Origin of the sequence: Bacteroides rodentium JCM 16496, assembly GCF_000614125.1 — a bacterium.
Taxonomy (GTDB): domain Bacteria; phylum Bacteroidota; class Bacteroidia; order Bacteroidales; family Bacteroidaceae; genus Bacteroides; species Bacteroides rodentium.
The window spans coordinates 1-25884 of record NZ_BAKJ01000001.1; the positions used below are offsets into that span (position 1 = coordinate 1).

The 25884-nt window shown below is 49.0% G+C and carries 13 protein-coding genes, 1 tRNA gene and 7 pseudogenes; 7 read left to right on the top strand and 14 right to left on the bottom strand.

The window, feature by feature from the left end; genetic code table 11:
• Positions 1 to 41: 41 nt before the first annotated feature.
• The 3 genes and pseudogenes from JCM16496_RS00005 to JCM16496_RS00015 form a co-directional block, all read right to left on the bottom strand.
• Positions 42 to 2551 (bottom strand): annotated as a pseudogene (locus tag JCM16496_RS00005) (YfhO family protein).
• A gap of 27 nt (positions 2552 to 2578) precedes the next feature.
• Positions 2579 to 3502: a NotI family restriction endonuclease gene (locus JCM16496_RS00010; RefSeq protein ID WP_025831466.1), complete on the bottom strand. Its 924-nt coding sequence runs from the start codon at positions 3500 to 3502 to the stop codon at positions 2579 to 2581.
• A 76-nt stretch (positions 3503 to 3578) separates the two neighbouring features.
• Positions 3579 to 4690 (bottom strand): annotated as a pseudogene (locus JCM16496_RS00015) (DNA cytosine methyltransferase).
• A 307-nt stretch (positions 4691 to 4997) separates the two neighbouring features.
• Here JCM16496_RS00015 and JCM16496_RS00020 point away from each other — a divergent pair.
• A complete protein-coding gene (locus JCM16496_RS00020) occupies positions 4998 to 5702 on the top strand; it encodes a 5'-methylthioadenosine/adenosylhomocysteine nucleosidase (RefSeq protein ID WP_025831468.1) in 705 nt (234 codons plus the stop codon).
• A gap of 24 nt (positions 5703 to 5726) precedes the next feature.
• Positions 5727 to 6214, top strand: a pseudogene (locus tag JCM16496_RS00025) (S-ribosylhomocysteine lyase).
• Positions 6215 to 6336: 122 nt separating this feature from the next.
• On the opposite strand, the pseudogene JCM16496_RS00030 reads toward JCM16496_RS00025, so the two are convergent.
• The 6 genes and pseudogenes from JCM16496_RS00030 to rpsO form a co-directional block, all read right to left on the bottom strand.
• A pseudogene (locus JCM16496_RS00030) lies at positions 6337 to 7985 on the bottom strand (AMP-binding protein).
• Between the two features lie 84 nt (positions 7986 to 8069).
• Positions 8070 to 8645 (bottom strand): helix-turn-helix domain-containing protein, encoded by a 576-nt coding sequence (locus tag JCM16496_RS00035; protein ID WP_005830747.1) that lies wholly within the window; start codon positions 8643 to 8645, stop codon positions 8070 to 8072.
• A 176-nt stretch (positions 8646 to 8821) separates the two neighbouring features.
• On the bottom strand, positions 8822 to 11146 hold the full coding sequence (locus tag JCM16496_RS00040; protein ID WP_025831478.1) for an outer membrane beta-barrel family protein: 2325 nt from the start codon (positions 11144 to 11146) through the stop codon (positions 8822 to 8824).
• 141 nt (positions 11147 to 11287) lie between these two features.
• Complete coding sequence (locus tag JCM16496_RS00045) at positions 11288 to 11776, bottom strand: DUF4251 domain-containing protein (RefSeq protein ID WP_025831480.1); 489 nt, start codon at positions 11774 to 11776, stop codon at positions 11288 to 11290.
• Positions 11777 to 11790: 14 nt separating this feature from the next.
• The gene (locus tag JCM16496_RS00050) at positions 11791 to 12684 is read right to left on the bottom strand and encodes a helix-turn-helix domain-containing protein (protein WP_025831481.1); all 894 of its coding nucleotides are present in this window, start codon (positions 12682 to 12684) and stop codon (positions 11791 to 11793) included.
• Positions 12685 to 12777: 93 nt separating this feature from the next.
• Positions 12778 to 13047, bottom strand: coding sequence for a 30S ribosomal protein S15 (gene rpsO / locus JCM16496_RS00055; RefSeq protein WP_025831482.1), 270 nt, complete (start codon positions 13045 to 13047; stop codon positions 12778 to 12780).
• Between the two features lie 158 nt (positions 13048 to 13205).
• Between rpsO and typA the strand changes: the two genes are divergently transcribed.
• On the top strand, positions 13206 to 15005 hold the full coding sequence (typA, locus tag JCM16496_RS00060) for a translational GTPase TypA (protein ID WP_025831484.1): 1800 nt from the start codon (positions 13206 to 13208) through the stop codon (positions 15003 to 15005).
• Positions 15006 to 15099: 94 nt separating this feature from the next.
• On the opposite strand, the gene JCM16496_RS00065 is transcribed toward typA, so the two are convergent.
• Together JCM16496_RS00065 and pckA are read right to left on the bottom strand one after the other, a co-directional pair.
• Positions 15100 to 15747, bottom strand: coding sequence for a nitroreductase family protein (locus tag JCM16496_RS00065; protein WP_025831486.1), 648 nt, complete (start codon positions 15745 to 15747; stop codon positions 15100 to 15102).
• A 137-nt stretch (positions 15748 to 15884) separates the two neighbouring features.
• On the bottom strand, positions 15885 to 17492 hold the full coding sequence (gene pckA, locus JCM16496_RS00070; RefSeq protein WP_025831488.1) for a phosphoenolpyruvate carboxykinase (ATP): 1608 nt from the start codon (positions 17490 to 17492) through the stop codon (positions 15885 to 15887).
• Positions 17493 to 17787: 295 nt separating this feature from the next.
• Between pckA and upp the strand changes: the two are divergent.
• Positions 17788 to 18446 (top strand): annotated as a pseudogene (gene upp / locus JCM16496_RS00075) (uracil phosphoribosyltransferase).
• A gap of 93 nt (positions 18447 to 18539) precedes the next feature.
• Here upp and JCM16496_RS00080 read toward each other — a convergent pair.
• Positions 18540 to 19544 carry a 2-oxoacid:ferredoxin oxidoreductase subunit beta gene (locus JCM16496_RS00080; protein ID WP_025831490.1) on the bottom strand — a complete coding sequence of 335 codons (1005 nt, stop codon included), beginning with the start codon at positions 19542 to 19544 and terminating at the stop codon, positions 18540 to 18542.
• 56 nt (positions 19545 to 19600) lie between these two features.
• Positions 19601 to 21447 (bottom strand): annotated as a pseudogene (locus JCM16496_RS00085) (2-oxoacid:acceptor oxidoreductase subunit alpha).
• Positions 21448 to 21774: 327 nt separating this feature from the next.
• On the opposite strand from JCM16496_RS00085, the gene JCM16496_RS00090 reads away from it, so the two are divergent.
• From JCM16496_RS00090 to JCM16496_RS00100, 3 genes are all read left to right on the top strand, one after another.
• Positions 21775 to 21846, top strand: a tRNA-Arg gene (locus tag JCM16496_RS00090).
• Between the two features lie 115 nt (positions 21847 to 21961).
• Positions 21962 to 22939, top strand: a complete 978-nt coding sequence (locus tag JCM16496_RS00095) for a hypothetical protein (RefSeq protein WP_025831492.1) — start codon at positions 21962 to 21964, stop codon at positions 22937 to 22939.
• Complete coding sequence (locus JCM16496_RS00100) at positions 22939 to 23850, top strand: sensor histidine kinase (RefSeq protein ID WP_025831494.1); 912 nt, start codon at positions 22939 to 22941, stop codon at positions 23848 to 23850. The genes JCM16496_RS00095 and JCM16496_RS00100 overlap by 1 nt, the downstream gene beginning before the upstream one ends.
• Before the next feature lie 67 nt (positions 23851 to 23917).
• Here JCM16496_RS00100 and JCM16496_RS00105 read toward each other — a convergent pair.
• Positions 23918 to 25868, bottom strand: a pseudogene (locus JCM16496_RS00105) (alpha-glucuronidase).
• Between the last annotated feature and the right edge of the window lie 16 nt (positions 25869 to 25884).

The window sequence follows — 25884 nt, forward strand, 5'->3', positions numbered from 1 at the left end:
GCGGAATGCGTCGGGTGCTTATGGGGGAATGATATTTGTTCTTATGCCTTTACATACTTCCTTTTGGCTATCAGCACTGCCACGATGATACCTATCACCAGCAGCGCCAGTGCTCCGTAGGCGATGCCTTCCGTCACGTGTAGGCTGGTGGGGTCAAAGCGCATTTCGATGGTGTGCTGTCCGGCAGGAACATACATTGTGCGCAGGATGTAGTCGGCGCGTGCCAGTTCGGCAGGCTGTCCGTCGATGGTTACGTGCCAGCCGTCCGGATAATAGATTTCGGAGAATACGGCAATACCGTCTTGGGCATTGTTCGTTTCGTACGTCAGGCGGTTAGGTGCGTAACTTGTTAGGCGGATGCTGGAGAGGCTGTCTTTATAACTTTCCGTGGCACCTTTCAGTACATCCTTGAAGCGGGCATCCACTACGCTGTCTCCGTGGGTATGATGCTGTCCAGGGCGTCAATTTCTTCGTTGGCGTTGTTCACATACTGCACCTTGTTTACAAACCATGCATTGCCGTAGGCGTGCGGGTTGAGGATGGGAAGTGTCTGCCCTTGCTGTCCGGCAGGCAAGATGAAATATTTGGTGTTCAGCATGTTCAGTACGCGGAACTGGTTGGCATCCACTTCCTCCATCTTGCCCCCGGCGGTGGCGATGGCACGGTAGGCGGCCTGCATTTCGGGCGCTATGTGGCGGTCTATCATCTCCTGGTAGCGGCGCAGCTTGGCGGGATGGTAGCCTCCGACACTCTTATGCCAATAAGAAGTGTTGCTTTCGTTGAAGGTGTTGGTGGAGAGGTTCAGTACGCGGTAGTCCGGGTCGGGGTCTTGCAGGATCTGCTCATCCGCCTGGGTCTTGTTGAAGGTCTCGGTGCGGATGGAACCGGGCACGAACTGTGCATCGTTCAAGTAGCGTTTGTTCACTCCCCACATGTCTCCCAGGCAGAGTATGGTGATGCCTGCAATGGTCAGCGAGCTGCGCAGCTTGCCGTTTGCATAGAGCCAGAGCAGGCTGCAGCCGATGCCTATGATGATGAAGCTACGCAGGGCGTCGCTGCTGACGAGTTCGGCACGCATCTCTCCCAAGTTGGCAAGGATGCCGGAGAGCTCGTTGGCGGGTATCATCTGCTGGTTGACGGCATTCTGCAGCATCTGTGCCTCTTGGGCGGGCACGTAACCGGAGCCGATGCTGCCCGGGGCAACGGCAAGCAGCAGGGCGATGCCTGCAGTGAGCAGCAGGCTGATGCCGAGGGGCTTCTTTTCTTGCTTCAGGATTTCCGGCTCTTCAAGCAGGCGTTTCAGGGCAAAGATTGCCAGCAAAGGTATCGTGAACTCTGCTATGACAAGGATGGAGGACACGGCGCGGAACTTGTTGTACAACGGGACGTAATCGATGAAGAAATCCGTCAGCGGCATGAAGTTCTTGCCCCAGGACAAGACAATGGAGAAGAAAGTGGCTCCTATCAATGCCCACTTCAACGGTCCTTTCACGATGAAGCATCCCAGTACGAACAGAAACAAGACGAATGCTCCGACGTAGACGGGACCCGACGTCATGGGTTGGGTACCGAAATATTGTGTCAGTGAGCCGTACAAGCTGCTGTACATCGGGTTTGCCTTGCTCATGGCGGTTTCACTTTGGCTGAGGGCGGCGGATGCTCCGCCTTTGAAGTTGGGCACCAGCAGAGTCAGTGTTTCGTCGATGCCGTAGCTCCACTGGGTGATGTAGTCGCGGTCCAGCCCGCTACTGGTCTGCTTGGCAGCGTCGCCGGTCTGCACCAGTTCGCTCTTGCCGCGCATGGTTTCTTTGCTGTAAGCATAAGTGTGATAGAGGTTGGATACGTTGGCGGCTATGCCGACGAGGGCTGCCACAATCAGTACGGCACTTGCTTTGAAGAACTGGGGCAGTGTCTTGGTGCGCCATGCTTTCTCGAAGTAGGCTCCCACAAAGAAGAGGATGACGAAGAAGAAGTAATAGGACATCTGCACGTGGTTCGAGGTGATTTGCAGGGCCACGAACAAGGCGGTGAGGATGCCTCCCCACAGCAGTTTCCCGCGATAGGCAAGCACGATGCCCGCTATGGTGGGCGGCACGTAGGCAAGGGTGATGAACTTCCAGATGTGTCCGGCAGATATCAGGATGAAGAAATAGGAGGAGAATGCCCACATGACACCGCCCAGTCCGGCCAGCCAGACCGGTATGCCGAAGACGCGCAGCAGGATGTAGAAGCCGAGCATCAGCATGAACGTGAGGCACACATAGTCGGGCAGGAAGAGTTGATAGGCTTTCTGTACCCACTGCAGCGACTTGGTGGAGTCATACGAAGGGGCTATCTGATACATGGGCATACCGCCGAACAGCGAGTTTGTCCAACGGCTGCGTTCGCCCGTCTGTTCGTAATACTCCTTGACTTCTTGTCCGGCGCCTGCTCCTGCAGCTGTGTCGTGCTGAAAGAGAATACGGTTTTCTATATCCGCCGGGAAGAAGTAGGCGAAGGAAAGGAGGACGAATGCCAGGATGGCAATAAGGTCGGGAAGAAGCTTCTTCATGAGTTGTTGAGTTGTTGAGTTAATTAATTATTTACAATATCTTTCAGGGTATAATGAATGGCAAATAGCCTCTTTATATACATTTCCTTCCGGTAGATTTAGAGCAGAAAATGCTTCCTGGACTTTATAGACTGTCGTACAATGTTCTTCTATAATGCCCAAGCGTGCTATTTGTCCTTCTTCTATCTTTTCCTCGATAGAGTCATAAGCTACGAAATGAATGGCTGCCGGTTGGTTTGGAAAAGCTGGTAGTTTTTCTTTGCCGCCCAAGCGTCCGATAACTCTGTGATATATAGGGCTGGGACACACAAAAAACAGTCCGCTCCGACACAAATCCTCTCGTTGCAGAACTTGTCCTTTATAGATTAGTTGTGGTATGATTCTTTTTGAAACATTTTCCCAATTTAGCCCTACGGTGTCGCTTATCACTTCCCTGTTTTCTGCCAATGCTTTTCTTGCATTGCCATAACTTCCGGTAGTGTCTATGGTTTGTACTTCAATGGCCGTCAGTTCTGCAAGTTCTCCGTTTCCATCCAGCCGGGCCAGTACCCAATCGACAAAATAAGAGCCGCTCCCTTTTCGTTGCGGCAGTCTTAGTTCTCCTCCCCATCCTTTACCAAAAACAGCTACCGCCCCTTTTTCTTGCTTGGCTTTGAGGATAGCGTTTCGTCCGGCATATAAATTCAACTTCATGTTGAAAGCTCTTTCTGCAATTTCATAAAGCATTTTGTAGTTGTCTGCATACAGCCTGATTGGGCAACAAATCACATTGGGCGAACCTGCTGTTTTCTGCCTTACAGAACAGACACCTGCTATAGTTTTATCTCTTGCGAGAATCTTTGTGCAGAAACTTCCGATAAAGGGACATGTGTTTTTAGCTGCCGCCATAAGTGCCTTTTCGGACTTATCGGTTGCTCTGAATCCGAAAAATTCTGATATGTATCCTGCCATTTTTATATTTCTTCGGTTAAGATGTTTCTGATGGAATTGCCTACGGCTTTAGCCAACAATGGAGGGACTGCGTTGCCTACTTGGCAAATTGTTCGGCTACAGTTCCTTCAAACACGAAATGGTCTGGAAAGGATTGTATTCGGGCAGCTTCTCGTACGGTAAAGGAACGGTCTTGCTCATAATGTATGTACGCTCCCCAATGAGGGTCGCATTTAGTGAGAATAGTCGAAGCAAGCCCATTCTTAGTGACTCTGCCATATCGTTTCGTGTGGTCTGAACGACGTGCTTTTTGCATTCCTTTGGGCAGAATCTCAAATGGAATATCCGTCCAATTTCCTCCCGGCTTTATATACTTCATTCTTTCGATGTTTATCTTGGCCAATTTGGGTGATTCATGATTGAATACTCCTGATGTGCCTTGCCGCATGGCTTTCTGGAAATCACAAAATGGTTTACACGCATATTCTTTTACGGCTTCACCTTTCTCTCCGCACTCCAACGAAGGCAGGTCTCCGATGGCCTCATATACGGTAGTGAATTTGGCCTCTGTTGCTGATGTCGGGAAGGAAACAAGACTTTTCCCATTGAAGACTGTTGCAAAATTCGGGCGGATAGGAGCATGATATACAGGCTCGGGAAAAGCAGAAAGAGGAAGTTCTATTCCTCTAAAACCAATAATAATTGTACGCCACCGCATTTGGGGTACACCATAATATGCAGCCCCTAATATCCTGACATCAGCGCCATAGCCCAATTCGGCGAGCGCTTGCAGTATGGCATGAAGGGTTTCGCCCTGTTCAAAGGACACTAAGCCCGGAACGTTTTCTATCAAAACGGCTTTGGGAGCAAAAGCTTCAACGAATCTTAAGTATTCTCTAAACAGATGATTCCTTTGGTCTGAAACACTTCTGACAGGGGCGTTTATCGAGAAGCTTGACAAGGAGGGCCACCGGCAATAAGGTCCAACTGCCCTTTCTCCATACCTAAATCTTCACGTATCTTGTCGGCGTCCAACTGACGTATGTCCGCTGTTTCCACTTTGGAACCTATATGGTTGCGGGCATAAGTCTGAGCGTATGTGTGTACGATTTCATTTGCGAACAAACTGTGAAAGCCAGCCTCGGTCAGACCCTCCGACAGTCCTCCTGCACCTGCAAACAAATCTATGAATTGTAAACTTGTACTCATGAAGCTTGTATTTTGCTACAAAATTACGATAAAAGGTTGAAAGAATATAATTATCTATAGATTATTAGCTTCCTGATGTACGGCTCTTTCATTTAAAGGAGTCGTCAGCCGACAAGTCGTCTTGGGAGTTAACTCCCAGGCATGAATAATGCAGGTTAAAGCCGATACTTCTTTTAAAATTTAAAGGAGTTAAATGCAAGAGCCGTGTTCCTGATGCTATTTCTAAAGATTATAGAGATGATGCTTCTGAGAAAACAATAAATGAATTACCTTTGCCGGAGAATTGATAACTCATAAACTTACCCCTATGACGATAGGAATAATCAGCGCAATGGACAGCGAACACCGCCGGTTGGTGGAGCGCTTGCAGGATAAGAATACATCGGGCGATGGTAGTTTCCGCTATGTGGGAGGTACATTGGGCGGTAACCATGTAATCTTGACGCAATGCGGCATCGGTAAGGTGAGTGCAGCGGTAGGAGCTTCGGAACTGATACGGCGCTTTTCTCCGGACTGCATCGTCAGCACCGGTGTGGCGGGCGGCATTGATGCTTGCCTGAAGGTGACGGATATAGTGGCAAGCCAACGTCTGGTGTATCACGACGTCTGGTGCGGCGACGGTAACGAGTACGGACAAGTGCAAGGTTTCCCCGCCTCTTACGAGGGATGTCCCTCTCTGTTGAAACATGCCTTGTCGCTGAACGAAGCCGGAATGGAAAGCCGCATCCACAGCGGACTTATCTGTACCGGTGACCAGTTCATCACCAACCGTACGGAGCTGGATACCATCAAGCAACGTTTCCCCGACGGTCTTGCTGTTGATATGGAGTCTGCCGCCATTGCGCAGACTTGCTATCTGTACGGTGTCCCTTTTCTCAGCTTCCGCATCATCAGCGACACACCCGGAGTAGAGGACCATGCTTCGCAGTATGCCGATTTCTGGGGAACCATGGCAGAGCGTTCGTTCCTCACGATATGGACCTTCCTATCCACCCTTCCCGGTAATTTATAACTCATAACTTATAACTCATCACTCATGAAGAAGATTCCCAGTTTTACAATCGACCACATCCGCTTGTTGCGCGGCATTTACGTATCCCGCCAGGATAAAGTGAATGGAGAAACAGTCACTACTTTCGACATCCGTATGAAAGAACCCAATCGCGAGCCTGCCTTGGGACAAGGTGCTCTGCACACCATCGAACACCTTGCCGCCACCTACCTGCGCAACGACCCGCAGTGGCAGGACAAGATTATTTATTGGCCCATGGCTGCCTCACCGGTAATTATCTGTTGATGAAAGGTGACTTGAAGCCGCAGGACATACTGGCACTGATGCAAGACACCTTCCGCTTTGTTGCCGAATATGAAGGTGAAGTCCCCGGTGCCGCTCCGCAAGATTGTGGTAATTATCTGCTCCACGACCTGCCAATGGCTAAATGGGAGTCTGCCAAATACCTGCATGAGGTACTGGAACAGATGAAAGAGGAGAATATGAAGTATCCGGAAAAAGAAGAAAAATAAGGAATAAGGGTTAGGGATTAAGGATTAGGGATTAGGGATGGTTTATGCCTATATTAAAGTCTATGCGACCCCAATAATCCCTAATCCTTTATCCTTAATCCCTAACCCCTACTCCTTTATTATTACACAATCTCAATCCCCTGCTCCTTGCAGAGTTGCAATCCCAGGTCTTTCAGCTTGAATTTCTGTATCTTGCCACTTCCCGTCATGGGGAATTCCTTGATGAAGAAGATATACTTGGGTATCTTGTAGCGTGATATTTTGCCGATGCAGAAGTCTCGTACATCCGATTCGTGCATATCCACTCCTTCGTGCAGGATGATGAAAGCGCCTACGGCTTCACCGTACTTTTTAGAGGGAATACCGGCTACCTGTACGTCTTTTACGCCTTCCAGTTGATAGAGGAACTCTTCTATCTCGCGGGGATAGATGTTTTCGCCACCGCGGATAATCATGTCCTTGATGCGTCCTGTGATGCGGTAATTGCCGTCCTCGTCCTTTACTCCAAGGTCTCCCGAGTGCAGGAAGCCGTTCTCATCAATGACTTCGGCTGTGGCTTCCGGGTTTTTGTAGTAGCCCTTCATGGTGTTGTATCCGCGGTTGCACATTTCGCCTTGTACGCCTACGGGACACTCTTCTCCGGTTTCGGGGTCGATAACCTTTACTTCCGTATGTTCAAAGTCGTGTCCTACGGTGTTGCAGCGCACGTCGAACGGGTCGTCTATTCGGGTGGCGGTCATTCCGGGAGCAGCTTCGGTCAGCCCGTAAACGCTGGTTACCTTCATGTACATTTTCTCTTCCACCTGCTTCATCAGCTCTACCGGACAGAGGGAGCCTGCCATGATACCCGTACGTAGGCTGGACATATCGAACATGTCGAACATCGGATGGTTCAGTTCGGCAATGAACATGGTGGGTACGCCGTAAAGTGCCGTGCAGCGCTCCTTGTGGATGGAGGCGAGCACTACCAGCGGTTGAAGCGTTCCACCATTACTTCCGTACAGCCGTGTGTCAGGCAGTTCATGGTGGCAAGTACCACACCGAAGCAGTGGAACAATGGTACGCAGACGCAGAGCTTGTCATCGGCGGTAAACTTCATGTGTTCGCCCGTCAGGTAGCCGTTGTTGGCAATGTTGTAGTGGGTAAGCATGACGCCTTTCGGGAATCCCGTAGTGCCGGACGTGTATTGCATGTTCACTACATCGTGGCAAGTGACCTGGCTTTTGAGCTCATTCAGGCGGCTGTCTTCCACGTTGTCGCCCAAGAGAAGTATTTCGGCCGTGTTGTACATGCCCCGGTGCTTCTCCTGCCCCACGTAGATGACGTTTTTCATATAAGGGAAACGTTCGCTTTTCAGGTGTCCGCGCTGGCAGGTTTTCAGTTCCGGAAGCATGGTATAGGTCATCTGCACAAAGTCGCTGTCCTTTTCGCCATTGACGATGCAGAGGGTATGCATGTCGGAGTTCTGGCAGAGATATTCCAGCTCGGACTGTTTGTAGTTGGTATTTACCGTTACGTAGACGGCCCCTATCTTGGCGCAAGCGTATAATAGAGTCAGCCAGTCGGGTACGTTGGCTGCCCAGATACCTACGTGTGTTCCCCGCTCCACGCCGATGGCGATAAGTCCTTTGGCCATGTCGTCCACCCGGCGGTTGAACTGGCTCCAGGTGAAACGCAGGTTGCGGTCAGAGTAAACGATATATTCTTTGTCTGGTGTTGTTTCGGCCCAATGTTCCAACCATTGGCCGAGGGTACGTTCGTATAACATGATGTGGAAGTTGAAAGTGGAAAGTTGAAAGGTGAAAATAGAAAGTATTTATCATTTTCCATTTTCACCTTTCAATTTTCCATTAATTTAAATGGGTGTATAAACTACTGCAAGTATCTTGGCTGCCTGCCCTTCATAGGCGTGTACGTGGTGCGGAACGATGGAATCGTAATAGATGCTGTCACCTTCTTCGAGCAGGTAGGTGTTTTTGCCGTAACTGATTTCCATGGTCCCTTCCATCACCATGATGAATTCTTCGCCTTCGTGTGAGGAGAGTACAAAGTCACTGTCGTCCGTAGCGGCCACATCAATGATAAACGGCTCCATATGGCGGTCGGCTTTGGATTTGGAGAGTGAATGATACTCCATATGCTTGCGGCTGTGGATGGCATTGTTGGAGAAACTGATGCTGTTCTGCGACTCGTCCTTACGGCAGACCACGGGACCGTTCTCATCCTGGTCGTCAAGAAAAGTTCCCAAACGTACACCCAGCACACGAGCTATCTTGATGAGGGGAGCCAGTGACGGGAGGTCGATGTTGTTTTCTATACGTTCAATCTGTTCGATAGCAAGTCCCGAACGCTGTGCCAGTTCTTCCATACTGATGGATTGGCTTTCACGGAGTGATTTTATTTTTTCTCCTACGATTTTGCTGGTATCCATAATGATAGTATTTTCTGTCTAAAGGTTATAATTTATAGCTGTTAAACCGCAAAAATAAGAGAAACTTTTACTTGATGCAACATTCTGGGGGAAAATATTGCTGAAATATTTCCGGTGGTCGGCTTATTTGTATAATATTCTTCTGTTCTGTTTCTCTTTCTTCCCCAAAGTTCTGTTTATAGCCGCTTCAAGTCTTGTTCCGATACGTGCTTTCCTTTGTACGCTTTGCCTGCTGCATTGAAACGATAGCTTAGGTTCAGGGAGAAGCTGCGCGAGTCCGGGTTTGCCTTTTTCGTATAGGTCAGCCGGGGACCGAACAGCATGAAGGAGCCATACCGGGAATTCCACAGGTCATTGGCTTGTAGTCCGAGCGTCAGCCTTTTGTTGAAGAATGTTTTGCGGATGCCGGCGTCTATGCCCCAATAGGAACGTTGCAGCATGGCGCCGAAGTTGCCTTCGCTCTGGTAGTCGGCATTAAGGGAAAGAATCCACTCGTCCGGAAGCTGGAGACTGTTTTGCAGAAAGAGGTAAATGCTGCCGCGGTTCATTTTCTTGCTACTGCCTTGATTGGTGACTTTGAAGAACGGTTGGGCGAAGTAGATGCCGAGCCCCGGTTTCCAGATGCCGACGGTGGGTGACAGATGGGCAGAGGCGGTGAGATACTGCATCCGTTTGAAATTTCCGGTAATGAAGATGACAACATCCGGATTGTCCTCATATTCTTTGGTCATGAAGGCAATGGCATTGCGGCGGTATTGGTAGTTGAGTCCGAATTGCATCCACTTGTAAAGGACCGTGAACTGTAGGTCGTGGTTGGTTTCGGGGGTGAGCAGCGGGTTGCCGCCTTCGTAGATGAAACGGTTGTTATAACTCAGTGTGCTACGTAGCTGGAAGAAGCTGGGGCGGTTGCTTTTGGCTGTATAGCTGAGATTGGCTTGGGCTTTGCCGAGAGGAAAGTCTACCGATAGGTTGGGGCACCAGTCATTGTAAGTACGACTTTGACCGGACACGTACTCTTCCTGCTCCCAATAGTCGGAGACGGCATGCTCGAAGCGCAGTCCTGCAAGAAGGCTGATTTTTCCTAATGTCAGTGAATATTCGGCAAAGACGGCAGACTTGCTTTCGTCGATTCGACTGTCTGTATCGGGAAGTATGTGCTGCCGGTTCAGGAAATTGTCATTCCGTCGGATGAAGGTGTAATCGGCACCGGTCTTCAGTTCACCTTTCCAAAGGGGATGGGTCAGAATCAACTTGGCGGCATAAAGGCGGTTGTCGGCGTGGTTGAAAGAGCTGATATCGCGATTGCCTTCGGTCTGGCTTTCTTCTTGAGCCTCCTGGTGATCATAACTTTTGCCGTACACCAGGTCGGTGGTGAAGTTTATGTGGAGTTGCTTTATGCTGCCCTGATAGTAGGCATTCAGCTGGTGCCGGCTGGTTTGCTGCAGGTTTTGGGAGGAATGTATGGTGTGATCGGCCAACTCTTCATTTGCCCGGACGGTATATGCCGAATGGTCACTGCTGTGATAATCGGGGGTACGATGAAACTCATAGGAGGCACCGAGGCTGTGTTGAGGGGTGAAGTCGTAACTGGCGCTTGCTTTTCCTCCGGCAAGCAGTCCCTTATTATATAAGTGACCCCGGTTGTTTACATCCCATTGTATTTCGGACGGTATCTGGTAGCGAACCTCCTGGTGGCGTTTTCTGTTTTCATAATTGGTGTACAGCATGCCCAGCAGGGACAGCCCTTTCTTCTGATAATTCAGATTGATTTGTCCGTAATGGCTGCTGCGTCTCCGTTGGGTGATTCCTGCACGGAAATTACCGCCAAAACTGTCTCTTTTGTTACGTACGGTGCGTATGCGTACAACGGCTTTAACGGTAGCATCGTACTCTGCACCCGGGTTGGTGATGAGCTCCACTTTTTCAATATCGGCGGCAGAGAGGCGTTGCAGCTCGGAGTTGTCTTGCAGAAGGCGGTTGTCTATATAGATGACCGGTGTCCCTTTGCCAAAAACGGTATACCCCTCATCAGAGGAGCGCAGTCCGGGGATATGTTTCAATACGTCGTTGGCATCATTCAAGGATGCGAGCAGGGTTTGCCGTACACTTGTCTCCAACTTTCCGCCCTTTAGTCTGAAAACGGGGCGGGCGGCGGTGATGACGGTTTCCGCAAGTAGCACGGCATCGGTTTGCAATATCCAGTTGTGGGTACTCCCGGTGGAGCAAGGCTGGCAAAGGTTTTTGTAACCGATGGAAGAAATTTGTAGTAGATAGTTTCCGGGAGCGGGAGGGAGAAGTTCAAAACCACCGTCGCTTCGGCTGCACGTTCCTTGTATGAAGGTGGAATCTTCGGAAAGGAGGGCGATGTTGGCAAACTCTACCGGTTGCTTTTCTTCTGTGAGAATTCTACCCCGGATAGAGGGTGTTGCCGGGCTGGTTTGTGCTTTTGTTGTCATGACGCTCATTAGGAGCAGGGCAAGAATACATACTATCTGTTTCATGTTCCGGTTGTTGTTTGATTTCGGGACACGAAGGTATCCGCTTTCTGCCGGGATGGAAGAAACAAAAAGCGGATAATTGTCTGACATTTGCCTGACAATAGGCTGACAATGCCTTTTCTTACTCTTCTGGGCGGGGAATGGCTATTTTTCTGTATCCATATCTCCGGTAAATGAGATGGACTGCTTGTTCATGAACTGTATATGGATACTGGTAGAACCGTCGGGAAAGACGGTGAGGCTGTATTCATAATTGTCGTCTTCACTGCGAGTCTTGAAGTCTATTTGGGTTTTGCCTTTTTTGAGAGGCTTGGTTGTGTATCCGGTGATGGGGGCGTTGAAGTTTAGACTTTTGCCTCCTCCATAGGGAGCGTTATAGGCCACTCCAAAGTAAGGTAGATAGGAAAAAACAGAGTCATTTCTGACTTCCAATGTATAGTTGGTGGTCAGGCTACGGCTGCTGCCTCTCATCGGTTGCATCCGGTCTACGTTGATTTTGTATTGTCTGGCAGCTATGGCTTCCTTTACTATACGTTCGATTACGTGTTTTCTTTTCGCTTTCGGCTTTGAGCAGTTGCCGGCATTGCGGCAGTCAGGCAGATTAGCTGATAGGATAAGTCTGTTAGTCTTCATGATTCTTATAATGTTTAGGTTCTTATTTCCAGTCCGTAGGCGCGGCCGCGGTCTGTTGTTATTCTGAGGTTGCTGTTGTCCTCGACAATGGGCTTCAGGCGCCGTATCAATGTGTAAAGCGTTTCGTCTGCATTGTCTTTTCCCGGCCATAGTGATTGGCAGATGTCGGATTTGAAAAGTAGGTGTGAGGAAGAAAGATAGAACATCTCCATCAGTGTGTACTGCATGGGTGTGAGCTTCAGCTTCTCTTGCCGCTCATTATAGAAGCAGGCTTCCTGGCGGGAAAATGAAAGGTTGCCGAAAGTGATGACGTTTCCCTGCTGTTGCCCGTTATGAGTATCAGCATCAGTCCTTGTGCACCGACGGAAATAGAAAAAGGTGAATCCTCCCCAGAGTAGGGCGGCCAATAGCAATGTTGCCGGAATCGTCTGCTTGGATAAGCTGAACAGCATGGCAGCTGAGCAACGGGCATATCCCCGGAAAGAAAGTGTCAGTCCAGATGCATCGGCTGTGGTGGAGAGCCATACCAATGTGTCGCTGGCAAGACATCCGGCAGGAATTTCATTGAATACGGTGGCGGTAGCATTCTTTTTCAGTATATGCAGCGAAAGTGTAGAGACATCTTTCAATCCGGTGATGGACAATGCTTCGGTAAAGGCTCTGTGGAAACCGCTTACGGAAACGGGAGCACCCATCACTTCTTGCAGCTTGGCATAGGTTTGGATGGTATCTGCATTCAACCATAATCCTTTGTGCTGCAATACTGTGCGTTGCAGCGCTTGATTCAGGTCAGAGACCACGTGTTGTTCTGCCTGCGAATAGTTGCGATAACCGAAGCCGAATGATAGCAGTACCAATAGAAAAGTGATTGCTATCGAAAGATTTGCTGCTGATACTTTCCTTTTCATGGATACAAAATTACGTATAAATCGGATTATAAACAAAAAAGGAAGTTTCCTTTTGGAAAACTTCCTTTTTTAATGGTTTTTGCCGCAAGTAGATTACTTACGCAAGCCGAGTTCTTTGACGATGGCACGATAGCGGTTGATGTCGCGGTCCTTCAGGTAAGTCAGCAACGCGCGGCGTTTACCTACCAACATAGTCAAAGCTCTTTCTGTACTATAATCCTTTCTGTTGAGCTTAAGGTGCTCAGTCAGACGGGCAATACGGTAGGAAAACAAAGCTATCTGAGCCTCAGCTGAGCCAGTATCAGTGTTAGACTTTCCGTATTTGCCGAAGATTTCTTGCTTTTTAGCAGCGTCTAAATACATAATGTTTAATTAAAAGTTATTATAAATATTCCCTTTCGGGGCTGCAAAGATAGGGATAAACTTTTATATCACAATGATATTCAGCAAAAAAATCATATCTATACTGCATATCTAATCCAAAATCACTAACTTTGTCGCCTGAAAATAATAGGTATTATATGCAAAACATTAGAAACATTGCAATTATTGCCCATGTGGACCATGGGAAAACGACGCTCGTTGACAAGATGCTTTTGGCCGGAAACCTTTTCCGAAGCAACCAGAGCACAGGTGAATTAATGTTGGACAACAATGACCTGGAGCGTGAACGAGGTATAACGATTCTCTCAAAGAACGTTTCTATCAACTACAAGGACACCAAGATTAACATTATTGATACTCCGGGACACAGTGACTTCGGAGGTGAAGTAGAGCGTGTATTGAACATGGCGGACGGATGCATCCTGCTTGTGGATGCTTTCGAAGGTCCTATGCCGCAGACACGGTTTGTATTGCAGAAAGCTCTGCAGATTGGTTTGAAGCCTATCGTTGTTGTGAACAAGGTGGATAAGCCAAACTGCCGTCCCGAAGAAGTATACGAGATGGTGTTCGACTTGATGTTCAGCTTGAATGCAACCGAGGATCAGCTGGATTTCCCCGTTATCTACGGTTCTGCCAAGAATAACTGGATGAGTACGGACTGGCAGCAGCCGACTGATAACATTTATCCGCTTCTGGATTGTATCTTGGAGAATATTCCTGCCCCCGAACAGTTGGAAGGTACACCGCAAATGCTGGTTACTTCGCTGGATTATTCTTCGTATACCGGGCGTATTGCTGTGGGGCGCGTGCACCGTGGCACATTGAAAGAAGGCATGAACGTGTCTTTGGCAAAGCGTGACGGGAGTATCGTGAAATCAAAAATCAAGGAACTGCATACATTCGAAGGTATGGGCCGTGTAAAGGTGCAGGAAGTATCTTCCGGTGACATCTGTGCATTGGTAGGTATCGAAGGATTTGAAATCGGAGATACGGTCTGCGATTACGAAAATCCGGAAGCGCTGCCGCCCATTGCCATTGACGAGCCTACGATGAGTATGCTCTTCACCATCAATGACTCTCCATTCTTCGGTAAGGAAGGTAAGTTTGTTACTTCCCGCCACATCCACGACCGTTTGATGAAGGAGTTGGATAAGAATCTTGCTCTTCGTGTGCGCAAGAGCGAGGAAGATGGCAAGTGGATTGTTTCCGGTCGTGGTGTGCTTCATCTTTCCGTATTGATTGAAACCATGCGTCGTGAGGGATATGAGTTGCAGGTAGGGCAGCCGCAGGTAATCTTCAAGGAGATTGACGGCGTGAAATGCGAACCTATCGAAGAGCTGACCATCAATGTTCCCGAAGAATATGCCAGCAAGATGATTGATATGGTGACCCGTCGTAAAGGTGAAATGGTGAAGATGGAAAGTGCCGGCGAACGTGTAAATCTTGAGTTCGACATGCCGTCGCGCGGTATCATCGGTCTGCGTACCAACGTGTTGACCGCTTCCGCTGGAGAGGCCATCATGGCGCACCGTTTTAAGGAATACCAGCCGTATAAGGGTGAGATTGAACGGCGTACCAACGGTTCTATGATTGCCATGGAGTCCGGTACGGCTTTTGCCTACGCCATCGACAAGTTGCAGGACCGAGGCAAGTTCTTCATCTTCCCGCAGGAAGAGGTTTATGCAGGCCAGGTAGTGGGTGAGCATTCCCATGACAACGACTTGGTGATTAATGTAACGAAGTCCAAAAAGCTTACCAATATGCGTGCCAGTGGTTCGGATGACAAGGCACGTCTGATTCCTCCTGTACAGTTCTCTCTTGAGGAGGCGCTGGAATATATCAAGGAAGACGAATACGTGGAAGTTACTCCTAAATCAATGCGTATGCGCAAGGTTATCCTCGATGAGCTTGAGCGTAAGCGTGCGAACAAGAGCTGATAAACAGAAGAGTTTTAGTTGTTATATATAAAAGGAGTGCGCTGCCGCAAGGTGAGACACTCCTTTTGTTATATTATCATTCATCAGAAGAGAGTCAATCGATGAATTTTACCTTTGCCGCATTACGGGGTTTGGCAACGGGCGTTTCGTCCGGATAGCCGAAAGCTATACAATAAAGCAGCTGATAGCCTTCCGGAATATCCAGTTTCTTCAGGTATTCGGCAGCAGCTGGAGTAGAGGTCATGAAGCGTGTGGGGCCGCCCAAACAGCAAGAACCGATTCCCATGGACCAGGCCGATAGAATCATATTCTCACCCAGCAGTCCACAGTCAATCTGCGAAAGGTCATAAGACGGATCATTGGCAATAAATACTATTGTAGAAGCGTTGCGGAACATGTTCTTGAATTTCGGGTCTTCGGCGGCTTTGGGATTTTCCTTCTTGTAGATTTCCGTAATGCCGTTGATGAAATCCGGGTTATCCACTACACGCACTTCCCACGATTGCTTGTTCTGTCCGTTGGGTGCATTGATACCGCAATCCAGGATAATCTGCATGGTGTCGCGATTCACGGCTTGCGGTTTGTACTGGCGGATGCTGCGGCGTGACATGATGGTTTCAATCACCGTATTCTCTTTGCTTTCATTTGCATAGGCAACTTGGGACTCTTTCTGGGCCTGGGCGCTGCAACTGCAAAGTAGCAGCAAACTTGCACCTGCCAACATCAATTTGATACTTTTCATATTGCTTTATTGGAATAATGGTTTCTGCAAAGCTACTAAAACTTTCGGATTATCAATGAGATAGAGATGTAAAAAAAGAAAAAGGCAATCTCCCGGAGGAGACGCCTTTTCCATATGTTTCTAACTTTATTGTCAGATTAGAGCTTCGGACCAGCAGCAACCAGAGCCTTACCAGCTTCGTTGCCAGTGAACTTAGCGAAGTTCTTGATGAAGCGACCGGCCAGGTCTTTAGCTTTTTCTTCCCATTGGCAAGCGCATTCGTAAGTGTCACGAGGATCGAGGATCTTCGGGTCTACATTCGGCAATTCAGTCGGAACCACGAAGTCGAAGAAAGGAATAACCTTCGTCGGAGCCTTGTCGATAGAGCCGTCGAGGATAGCATCGATGATACCACGAGTGTCTTTGATAGAGATACGTTTGCCGCTACCGTTCCAACCGGTGTTAACCAAGTATGCCTTAGCACCAACCTTGTTCATCTTCTTAACCAATTCTTCTGCATATTTAGTAGGATGCAAGCTCAAGAAAGCAGCACCGAAACAAGCAGAGAATGTCGGAGTAGGTTCAGTGATACCACGTTCTGTACCAGCCAACTTAGCAGTAAAGCCGGAGAGGAAGTAGTACTGAGCCTGGTCGGGGTTCAGGATAGATACCGGAGGCAATACACCGAATGCATCGGCAGACAGGAAGATTACCTGATGAGCGTGAGGACCTTTGGAAACCGGCTTAACGATGTTGTTGATGTGGTAGATAGGATAAGAAACGCGAGTGTTTTCTGTCACGCTCTTGTCAGCGAAGTCAATCTTGCCTTCTGCGTCAACAGTTACGTTCTCCAGCAGGGCGTCGCGCTTGATGGCTGCGTAGATATCGGGTTCGCTTTCTTTATCCAGGTTGATAACCTTAGCGTAGCAACCACCTTCGTAGTTGAATACACCTTCGTCATCCCATCCGTGTTCGTCGTCACCAATCAACAGACGTTTCGGGTCAGTTGACAAAGTAGTCTTACCTGTACCGGACAGACCGAAGAAGATAGCAGAGTCAGTGCCTTCCATGTTAGTGTTGGCAGAGCAGTGCATAGAAGCGATACCACGCAACGGGTTCTTGTAGTTCATGATAGAGAACATACCCTTCTTCATTTCACCACCGTACCAAGTGTTCAGGATAACTTGTTCGTTGGTCTTCAAGTTGAATACAGTAGCTGTTTCAGAGTTCAGACCCAGTTCCTTGTAGTTGTCAACTTTTGCCTTAGAAGCGTTGAATGATACGAAATCAGGTTCTCCGTAGTTAGCAAGTTCTTCAGCAGTCGGGCGGATGAACATGTTAGTTACGAAGTGAGCCTGCCATGCCACTTCCATGATGAAACGTACTTTCATACGAGTAGCGGGGTTGGCGCCACAGAAAGTATCGACAACGAACAGACGCTTGCCGCTCAGCTGCTTAACAGCCTTAGCCTTCAGGTCAGCCCAAGCTTCTTCAGAGCAAGGTTTGTTGTCGTTTTTGTATTCTTCAGAAGTCCACCATACAGAATCCTTGCTGGCTTCATTCATTACGAAGAATTTATCTTTAGGAGAACGACCGGTATAGATACCTGTCATTACATTTACAGCACCCAGTTCAGTTACCTGACCTTTTTCAAAGCCTTCCAAACCTGGTTTGGTTTCTTCTGCGAACAGTACATCGTAAGACGGGTTGTGGATAATTTCCTTCACGTCTTGGATACCGTACTTGCTTAAATCTAAATTTGCCATTTCTTTTAATGATTTAAAATGTTGGTATTTGGTTTATAATCTCTTTCTTTAATCTCTTTTTACCTTTGATTTACAAGGGAAAACGAATGTGGAAAAGTTCTCTTTTTCCTGCTTTTCAGCAGGTCCCTTGTTTTTCGCCTACAAAAGTAATACTTTCTTTTTAAAGAAAAGCTCTATTAGAGAAATTTTTCTCTAATAGGAAATCTTTTATAAAACCATAACAATATCTGCTAACTGAATGTTGCAAATTGGGTGAAATTCGTTTACTTTGCAGCATATTAGCACATTTATAATTATGAAAGTTATCAACTTTGCTGAGACAAATTCTGTCTTGAACCAATACGTGGCGGAAATTCGTGATGTGGCAGTCCAGGGCGACCGTATGCGTTTCCGCCGTAATATTGAACGCATTGGAGAGATAATGGCGTATGAAATGAGTAAGGAACTGACGTATTCTGTCAAGCAGGTACAGACTCCCTTGGGAGTGGCGCCGGTCAGCACACCCGATGACGAGGTGGTGATTGCCACTGTTTTCCGTGCCGGACTGCCCTTGCATACTGGTTTTTTGAATATGTTCGACCATGCCGGGAATGCTTTTGTTTCCGCTTACCGTTATTATAAGGATAAGGAATGCCGCACGGTGGATGTACACATCGAATACATCGCTACTCCGGATTTGTCCAAGAAGACATTATTGATTGTAGACCCGATGCTTGCCACGGGAGAAAGTATGGAATTGGCCTGGAAGGCTTCATTACTAAGGGGATGCCCGCCAAGTTGCAGATAGCTTGTGTCATAGCCAGCCGGCAGGGCGTAGAGCATCTGGAAAAGCTGTTCCCCGGAGATGAAGTGACCTTGTGGTGTGCAGCAATCGACCCGGAGATGAACGAGCATTCCTATATCGTGCCCGGTCTGGGAGATGCCGGAGACTTGGCTTTCGGGGAGAAACTATAAACTTTCTATATTTTCTCCATCGTAAAAACCCCTCCACCTGTCTTGCCGGACTGGTGAAGGGGGATATTGGTGAACAAAGAACATCTTAGTGGTCTATTTGACTTCCCACGTATCGTTTGTCATCAGCAGTTCTTCGAAATTGTGATATTTCTTCTTGCCGCTGACTTCTTCAATTTGTGCATAGACAGCATCGTCGTAAGTGGGGGCTTCTACATCACGGATAACGCCGAGGGCAATCGGGAAGTCAGGACCTTCCATCAGGGCGAGCTTCAGTTGCAGGGTGTTGTCTTCGCAATGGGCATCGTGGATGAGGATGTCTTTCTCCGTGATTCCGTTTTCGCCAAGCTTGACGACTTTCAAGCCAAAGCCTTCCTGCATCAGTCCGTATTCATTGTTTTCGCCGAAGAGCATCGGTTCGCCATGCTTCAGATAGATGGCATTCTTGGCGCGGTCTTCCTTCTTGGCTACGGCATCGTGTGTGCCGTTGTTGAAGATAACGCAGTTTTGCAAGATTTCGCAGACGCTGGCACCCTTGTGGCTGTAGGCCGCTTTCAAAATCTCCACCGTGCCGGCGGCATCCGTGGCCACGGCGCGGGCAAAGAAGTGTCCGCGGGCGCCGAAGCAGAGTTCTGCCGGGTGGAACGGGTCTTCCACCGTGCCGTAGGGGGACGACTTGCTGACGAAGCCGCGCGGGGAAGTGGGAGAATACTGTCCTTTCGTCAAGCCGTAGATGCGGTTGTTCAGCAGAATCATGTTCAGGTTGATGTTGCGCCGGTTGGCGTGGATGAAATGGTTGCCTCCGATGGCGAGTCCGTCACCGTCACCGCTCACCTGCCATACGGCCAGTTCCGGATTGGTCACTTTGCAGCCGGTGGCGATGGCGGCGGCACGTCCGTGGATGGTGTTCATGCCGTAGGTGTTCATGTAGTGGGGCAGACGGCTGGAGCAACCGATGCCTGAGATTACTGCCGTCATATAAGGCGGGACACCGATTTCGGCCATGGCTTTGTGCAGGGAAGCGAGGAAAAAATGGTCACCACAACCCGGACACCAACGGGGTTGCCCTTTCTTGAAATCTTTTGCTGTATATTCGTTCATGATGTTTCTTGTATTTTAAGTCAACTTGTCACCTGTTTGCTTGTCAACTTGTTTACTTATTTATTTATAATCTCCTCAAACGCCTGTACCAATTCGTTTACCAAGAAGGGCTGTCCTTTCACTTGATTGAACTGGTAGGGTACGAATCCGTCCACTTTCATGCGCAGGTATCCGGCAAACTGTCCCATGTTCTGTTCGGCAACCACTACCTTCTTGTAGCGCTTCATCACTTCAGCAGTGTTTCCCGGCAACGGGTTGATAAACTTGAAGTGGGCGAGGGCTATCTTTTTGCCGGTCGCGCGAAGTTCGTCCATGGCGGCATGCAAATGGCCGTAAGTGCCCCCGAAGCCTACAATGAGCAGGTCGGCATCTTCCTTGTCGCCCAATACTTCTACATCGGGTACTTCAATCTTGGCTATCTTCTCGGCACGCAGGCGGGTCATCAAGTCATGGTTTTCGGGGTCAGTGGAGATGGCGCCCGTCTTGTTGTCCTTCTCCAGGCCGCCCAGTACGTGAGTGAATCCTTCCGTTCCGGGGATGGCCCAGTAGCGTACACCCGTCTTCGGGTCGCGCTGGTAAGGAGTCCAGTTGCCCGCCATGTCAGGGCGGACATAAGGCGGTTGATGGCAGGATATTCCGCCAGTTTGGGGAGCTTCCACGAAGCAGAACCATTGGCCACGAAGGCGTCGGTCATCAGAATCACCGGGGTCATGTGCTCCAAGGCTATCTTCGAGGCGATGTAGGCGCACTCAAAACAGTCCGTTGGCGAGGAGGCTGCCAATACGGGCATGGGGCTTTCACCGTTGCGTCCGAAGAGGGCTTGCAGCAGGTCGGTCTGTTCCGACTTGGTGGGTAGTCCCGTTGCAGGACCGCCGCGCTGTACGTCAAGTACCACTAACGGCAGTTCCATAATGACCGCCAGGTTCATGGCTTCCGACTTGAGGCAGATGCCCGGCCCGGAAGTGGAGGTCACTGCCAATGCACCGGCAAAGGAGGCACCTACGGCGGAGGCGCAGCCGGAGATTTCGTCTTCGCACTGTACGGTGATTACACCCAATGACTTATGTTTGGAGAGCTCGTGGAGTACGTCGGTTGCGGGGGTGATGGGATAGGAACCCAGGTAAAGCTTCAGCCCGGCCTTTTCGGCAGCAGCGATGAAACCGTAGGCAGTTGCCTTGTTTCCGGTGATGTCCATGTAGCGGCCCGGAATGGCGGTTTTGCTTTCTATGCGGTAGGTGTTGGCCACGCTGGAGTGTGTGTTGTGTCCGTAGTCATATCCGGCACGAATCACCTTGATGTTGGCTTCGGCAATCTCGGGCTTCTTGGAAAATTTCTCGCGGATAAAGTTTTCGGCAATCTCCAGGTTGCGGTTGAACAGCCAGCACACCAGTCCTACGGCAAACATGTTACGGCATTTCATCATGCTCTTGTTGTCCATGCCGGTGTCTGCCAGGCAATCTTTCACCATCTGCGAGATAGGGGCTGCTATCACATCGTTCTTGATGCCCATTTCCTCGATGGGGTTGTCGGTAGTGAAGGCTGCTTTTTCCAAGTCTGACTTCTGAAAGGCGTCCGTGTCCATGATAATACAGGCGGTGGATTTGGCAAACTTGTATTGCGTCTTCAGAGCGGCGGCGTTCATGGCTACCAGCACGTCGCATTTGTCGCCGGGGGTATAGACCTTGTTTGCACCGATGTGTACCTGGAAACCGGAAACGCCGGTAAGTGAGCCTTGCGGGGCACGGATATCTGCCGGATAGTCGGGGAATGTACTGATGTCATTGCCCACGGTAGCCGAAACTGTTGAAAAGATGTTGCCGGCGAGCTGCATACCGTCGCCGGAATCTCCGGAGAAGCGGACTACCACTTGCTCCAGTTCTTTGACCATCATGTCGTTTGCCATAACTTACGAATTACTTATGGGTTAATGTTAGGGGTTGTTATTCATTTACATAAACGGCAAATTTCGTAAAGTTAATCGGATTAACAAAACTTTTCTTCGGAAAATTGGTGGAATATCTTCTGTTTGGTTTATATGCAGGTGTTTTTCATCTTGTCATACTCTTGTTTGACAGCCGCCGGCATCTGTCGGCTCAAAGGTCGGCGCCTGCCAAGAGGGAGACTTTTTTTTATGTTTTAGCGAAAAAGGTTTAGTCAGATTTGGAAAAGTATTTCGGTTTGAACTATCTTTGCAACATGAATCGGGCAGATGTCCGTCCGGTCTCTTGATGGTCTTGTAGTTCAACGGATAGAATAGAAGTTTCCTAAACTTTAGATCCGGGTTCGATTCCCGGCGAGACTACTGATGAGCACACATTTTTATAAGAAACCGCATGGCTCATGCGGGGTGGGGTAGTATGAGAAGTAATATCATATTTTTAATGTTGGGGTTACTTTGAATGAGTAGTCCGGCATGTATGGCGCAAGATGGGGAATTCGATGTGAAGCGTGCCAAATTGACTCCGGATATTAATTTTGAGATGGATAGCACGAAGACTGCTGCTTATCTTAAAGAGGTGAAACGCCAAGTAGCTCCAGAACTTTTCAAGGCATATACCGCTTCAGCCAGCAGTTATACGCTCGATTCTTATAAGGAATTCTCACGTCAGCTCAATGCTCATCCGTCTCGCTTTTCCGGTTTCTTGGAGTTACAGCGTATTCAGCTTTGGAGTATTATTTTCGGTGATTCCGTATCCCGGGATTCCATCGGATATTATTGTGATCGTATCAAGCGGGTATCCATGCAGCAAGAAGTATCTGCCGATGTTTTTATGCGGACGTGGTTTCTCCTCATTTTGAAATATGTCAATGGCTTGTACGATAGCGAAGCACTTCTGGAAGCACAATTGTTGATGCAGGCAGCGAAAGATATAGGTTATGACGAAGGGATGGTCTTTGCCAACGAAACCATCGCCCGTGTCTTCTATAAGCAGAAATTGTGGAGGCTTTCTATGACTCACTACGAAAAGACGCTGGACTTTATCCGGCAGCTCTACTTCAAGGAAACCGGATTCAAGGAAATAGAAGCGAAGGACGCTGGCTACAACAGCTATGCTTTCATCTCCGAGTGCTACCTGCTGGCTTGCATCCGTTCCGGTGACTATCGGTCTGCCAAGCGTTGCATCGGACAAATAGAACGCTTGCGGCAGGCGGATTTCAACGAGGAATCTTATTTTATATATGCCAAATGTCTGTATTGCATATATACCGGCAATGAACGGGAGTTCCTGAGGTTGGCCGGAGTATACAGGCAGGAAATACAGAAAAGGGGATGGTTCGAAGATTGTTCGGATGCAACGGCCCTGATAAACGTCTACCATTATTATGAGGTGATGACCGAGTATTACTTGGCCGGAAATCATTTGGCTGAGGCGCAGGCTTATTTGCCGCGCTGATGGAGAATGAAACGCTTCAATTGAAATACACCTATGCACAGATTGATGCGCAGAAAGCCGCATTGGAGCGTAACAAGGCCGTCACCTTTGCATTGGTCATTGTCATTCTGGTAGGGACAGCTTTCTTTTACCGCAATCATAAACTGATGAAGAAATTACGCTTGTCCAAGGATGAGCTGCAGGCCCGGCATCGGGAACTGTCGGTCAAGGAAGAGGAAACGCAAGCTGCATTGAAATGTGCCGAGGAGGCCAATCGGGTGAAAACGTCTTTCTTGAACAGTATAACCCATGAGGTGCGTACACCGCTAAACTGTATCGTAGGTTTTGTGCAATTGCTCAAACCTTCTGATGAGGAAGAGAAGGTGATGGTGGACGAAATTTGCGCCAACAGCTTCAAGTTGGTTCGGTTGATGGACAATGCTATCGAACTATCGGACTATGATACCGTTAGTCGTGACCTGGAGATAATGGAGGTGAATGTGCATGCTTGTTGTATGGCTTCTTTGGAGCAAATCTCTTTGTCGTTGCATCCGGGCGTATCTGTGCGTTTGATATCCGACGACGAGGCTCTGACGATTCGTACCAATGAGCAGGCGTTCTATCGGTTACTGAATTGCTTGTTGAGTAATGCCTCCAAATTTACCGAAGCAGGCAGTATCGAGTTGGATTACCGTAAAGAAGGACAACTGTTGTACCTTTATGTGCAGGATACCGGAAAAGGTATCCCTATAGACCGTTCCGAATGGGTCTTCGAACGTTTTACCAAGATTGATTCCTTTGTTCCCGGTTACGGATTAGGATTGCCGTTGGCACGTGCCATTGTTCACTGTTTGGGCGGAACAGTAACGTTGGATACGGCTTATGTCGGCGGATCACGTTTTATCATTGTTTTGCCTTTGCGGGTCGACTGATGAAAATGGCTCTCTCACGATGATGATTCCACGCGCAGGAAGACTTCCCGCTACAGACCAATTCTGCTTATCTGTTCTTGTCCAGCAGCTCTTTTGACGGGCACTCATAGTTGCTGATGGGCAGGGCAATCCTCTTCAGGTCTTCAAGATTATGTATGGGGCTTTCTATGTTTTGGGGAATAGGTTGTTTGGCATATTCCTGAAAATACAGCAGGCATGCATCTTTCCACCATATAGCGTCGCTTACTTGTATCTCCAAACGCTGTTGTACCTCTTTAAAGCGTTCTCCATCTATATATTTTTCCATGGAATCCCATGTTTTCTGAAAATTGCGGACTTGCCTCACACCGCAGTCATAGTGCAGGCAGACTCTTCCCATAATGTCCGTCCACTTTTCATCCGGTGGGTCCACGGAAGGTGGTGAAACCACAGAAGATACTCTTCTGGGCAGGTGGTAGGGTTGTCGTACAGCTTACCAAGGGAATCGCAATATTGGGCTGTGGCATTGCTGCCCCCGGTGCTGCGGTTGAAGCCGATGCCTTCTGCATCTGCCCTATGATAATAGGAGGGTAGCCAGTCTGGTCGGGCATCGGGAATATGGCACCAGGGCTCGGGACCGTAATGGTGCCCCCAGGCAAAGAGATGGTGGAGACCGAGAGGCATCATGTAGTTCACTACCGCTTCGCGGCTTTCGAGCATCATCCGGCTTACCGGTTCAATAAAATTTCTGTCATGGCTGAAAGTCTGCTTCAACCATTCATCTGCTATTTCTTCGGAAGTGAGTGCCGGATTCCAGGCAAGACGTCCGAAAGCATACCAGTTGGATTGTGCAAAGGGGTGTCCGCACCAATTGGCGTCTGTCCCGGTATTGGCAACTCCCGCTATGGCTTTCAGTGAAGAAGGGGGAACGAAACGAAAGAATTCTTTCCACATAGGGGCGAGGTAAACCAGATGGTTGGAGAATCCCAGATATTCTTGCGTAATCTGGAATTCGACCATTTGTGCAGTCTTTGGCATGGCACCGAATAGCGGGTTGTAAGGCTCACGCGGCTGGAAATCTATCGGACCGTTCTTTATCTGCACGATAACATTGTCACAAAATCTTCCGTCCAGCGGCTGGAACTCTTGATAAGCTTGTTTGGCACGGTCGGCATCATTGGCACTGTATACAAAGGCACGCCACATCACAATGCCTTGGTAGGGTTTCAAAGCATCGGCAAGCATGTTGGCTCCTTCGGCATGGGTGCGGTTGTAGTCGCACGGGCCGGGCTGTCCTTCGCTGTTGGCCTTTACGAGGAAACCACCGAAGTCGGGGATGAGGCGGTAGATTTCCTTCACTTTCTTCTTCCACCAGCGGATGACGTTCTTGTCCAACGGGTCGGCTGTGGATAGGTTGTCGAGAACCATCGGACTGGCAAAGTTGACGGACAGATAGACCCGTATGCCGTAGGGGCGGAACACATCGGCCAAGGCTTGCACTTTCTCCAGATAGACGGTGGAGAGTATCTGTGGTGAGGCGTTGACGTTGTTCAGCACGGTGCCATTGATGCCGATGGAGGCATTGATACGGGCGTAGGCTCATAACGGGGCGAGAGGGTGCCGGGCAGTTCGTCCCAGTTCCAGAGGGATTGCCCGGCATAGCCGCGCTCCACAGTACGGTCCAAGTTGTCCCAATGGTTCAGGATGCGGAGGGAGTATGCGGGATTTTCTGTAATACCTTCTTCCTGCATTCGGGTTTCCACTTTCCGAAGTTGGTCACAGTTGTGCATATCTTGCAGGCGAAGCAGGTGATAGACACCATAGAGCAGTCCGGTTTCACCAGGGGAGGTGATGGTGAGCTTGTCGGTTGTCCGGCGTATGTGGAAACCTTCGGGGAGCAGTTGCTTCTCCTTTTTCAGGACAAGCTCCACGGGGGTTCCTTTCCATCTTTGCAATTCGCGGTGGGCTATGTTCAATGTGGCAGGCAGTTGCCGGTTACTTTCCCCGGCTGCGGTGCGCAAGCCGAGGCAAAATAGCATATATAACAGGAAGAAG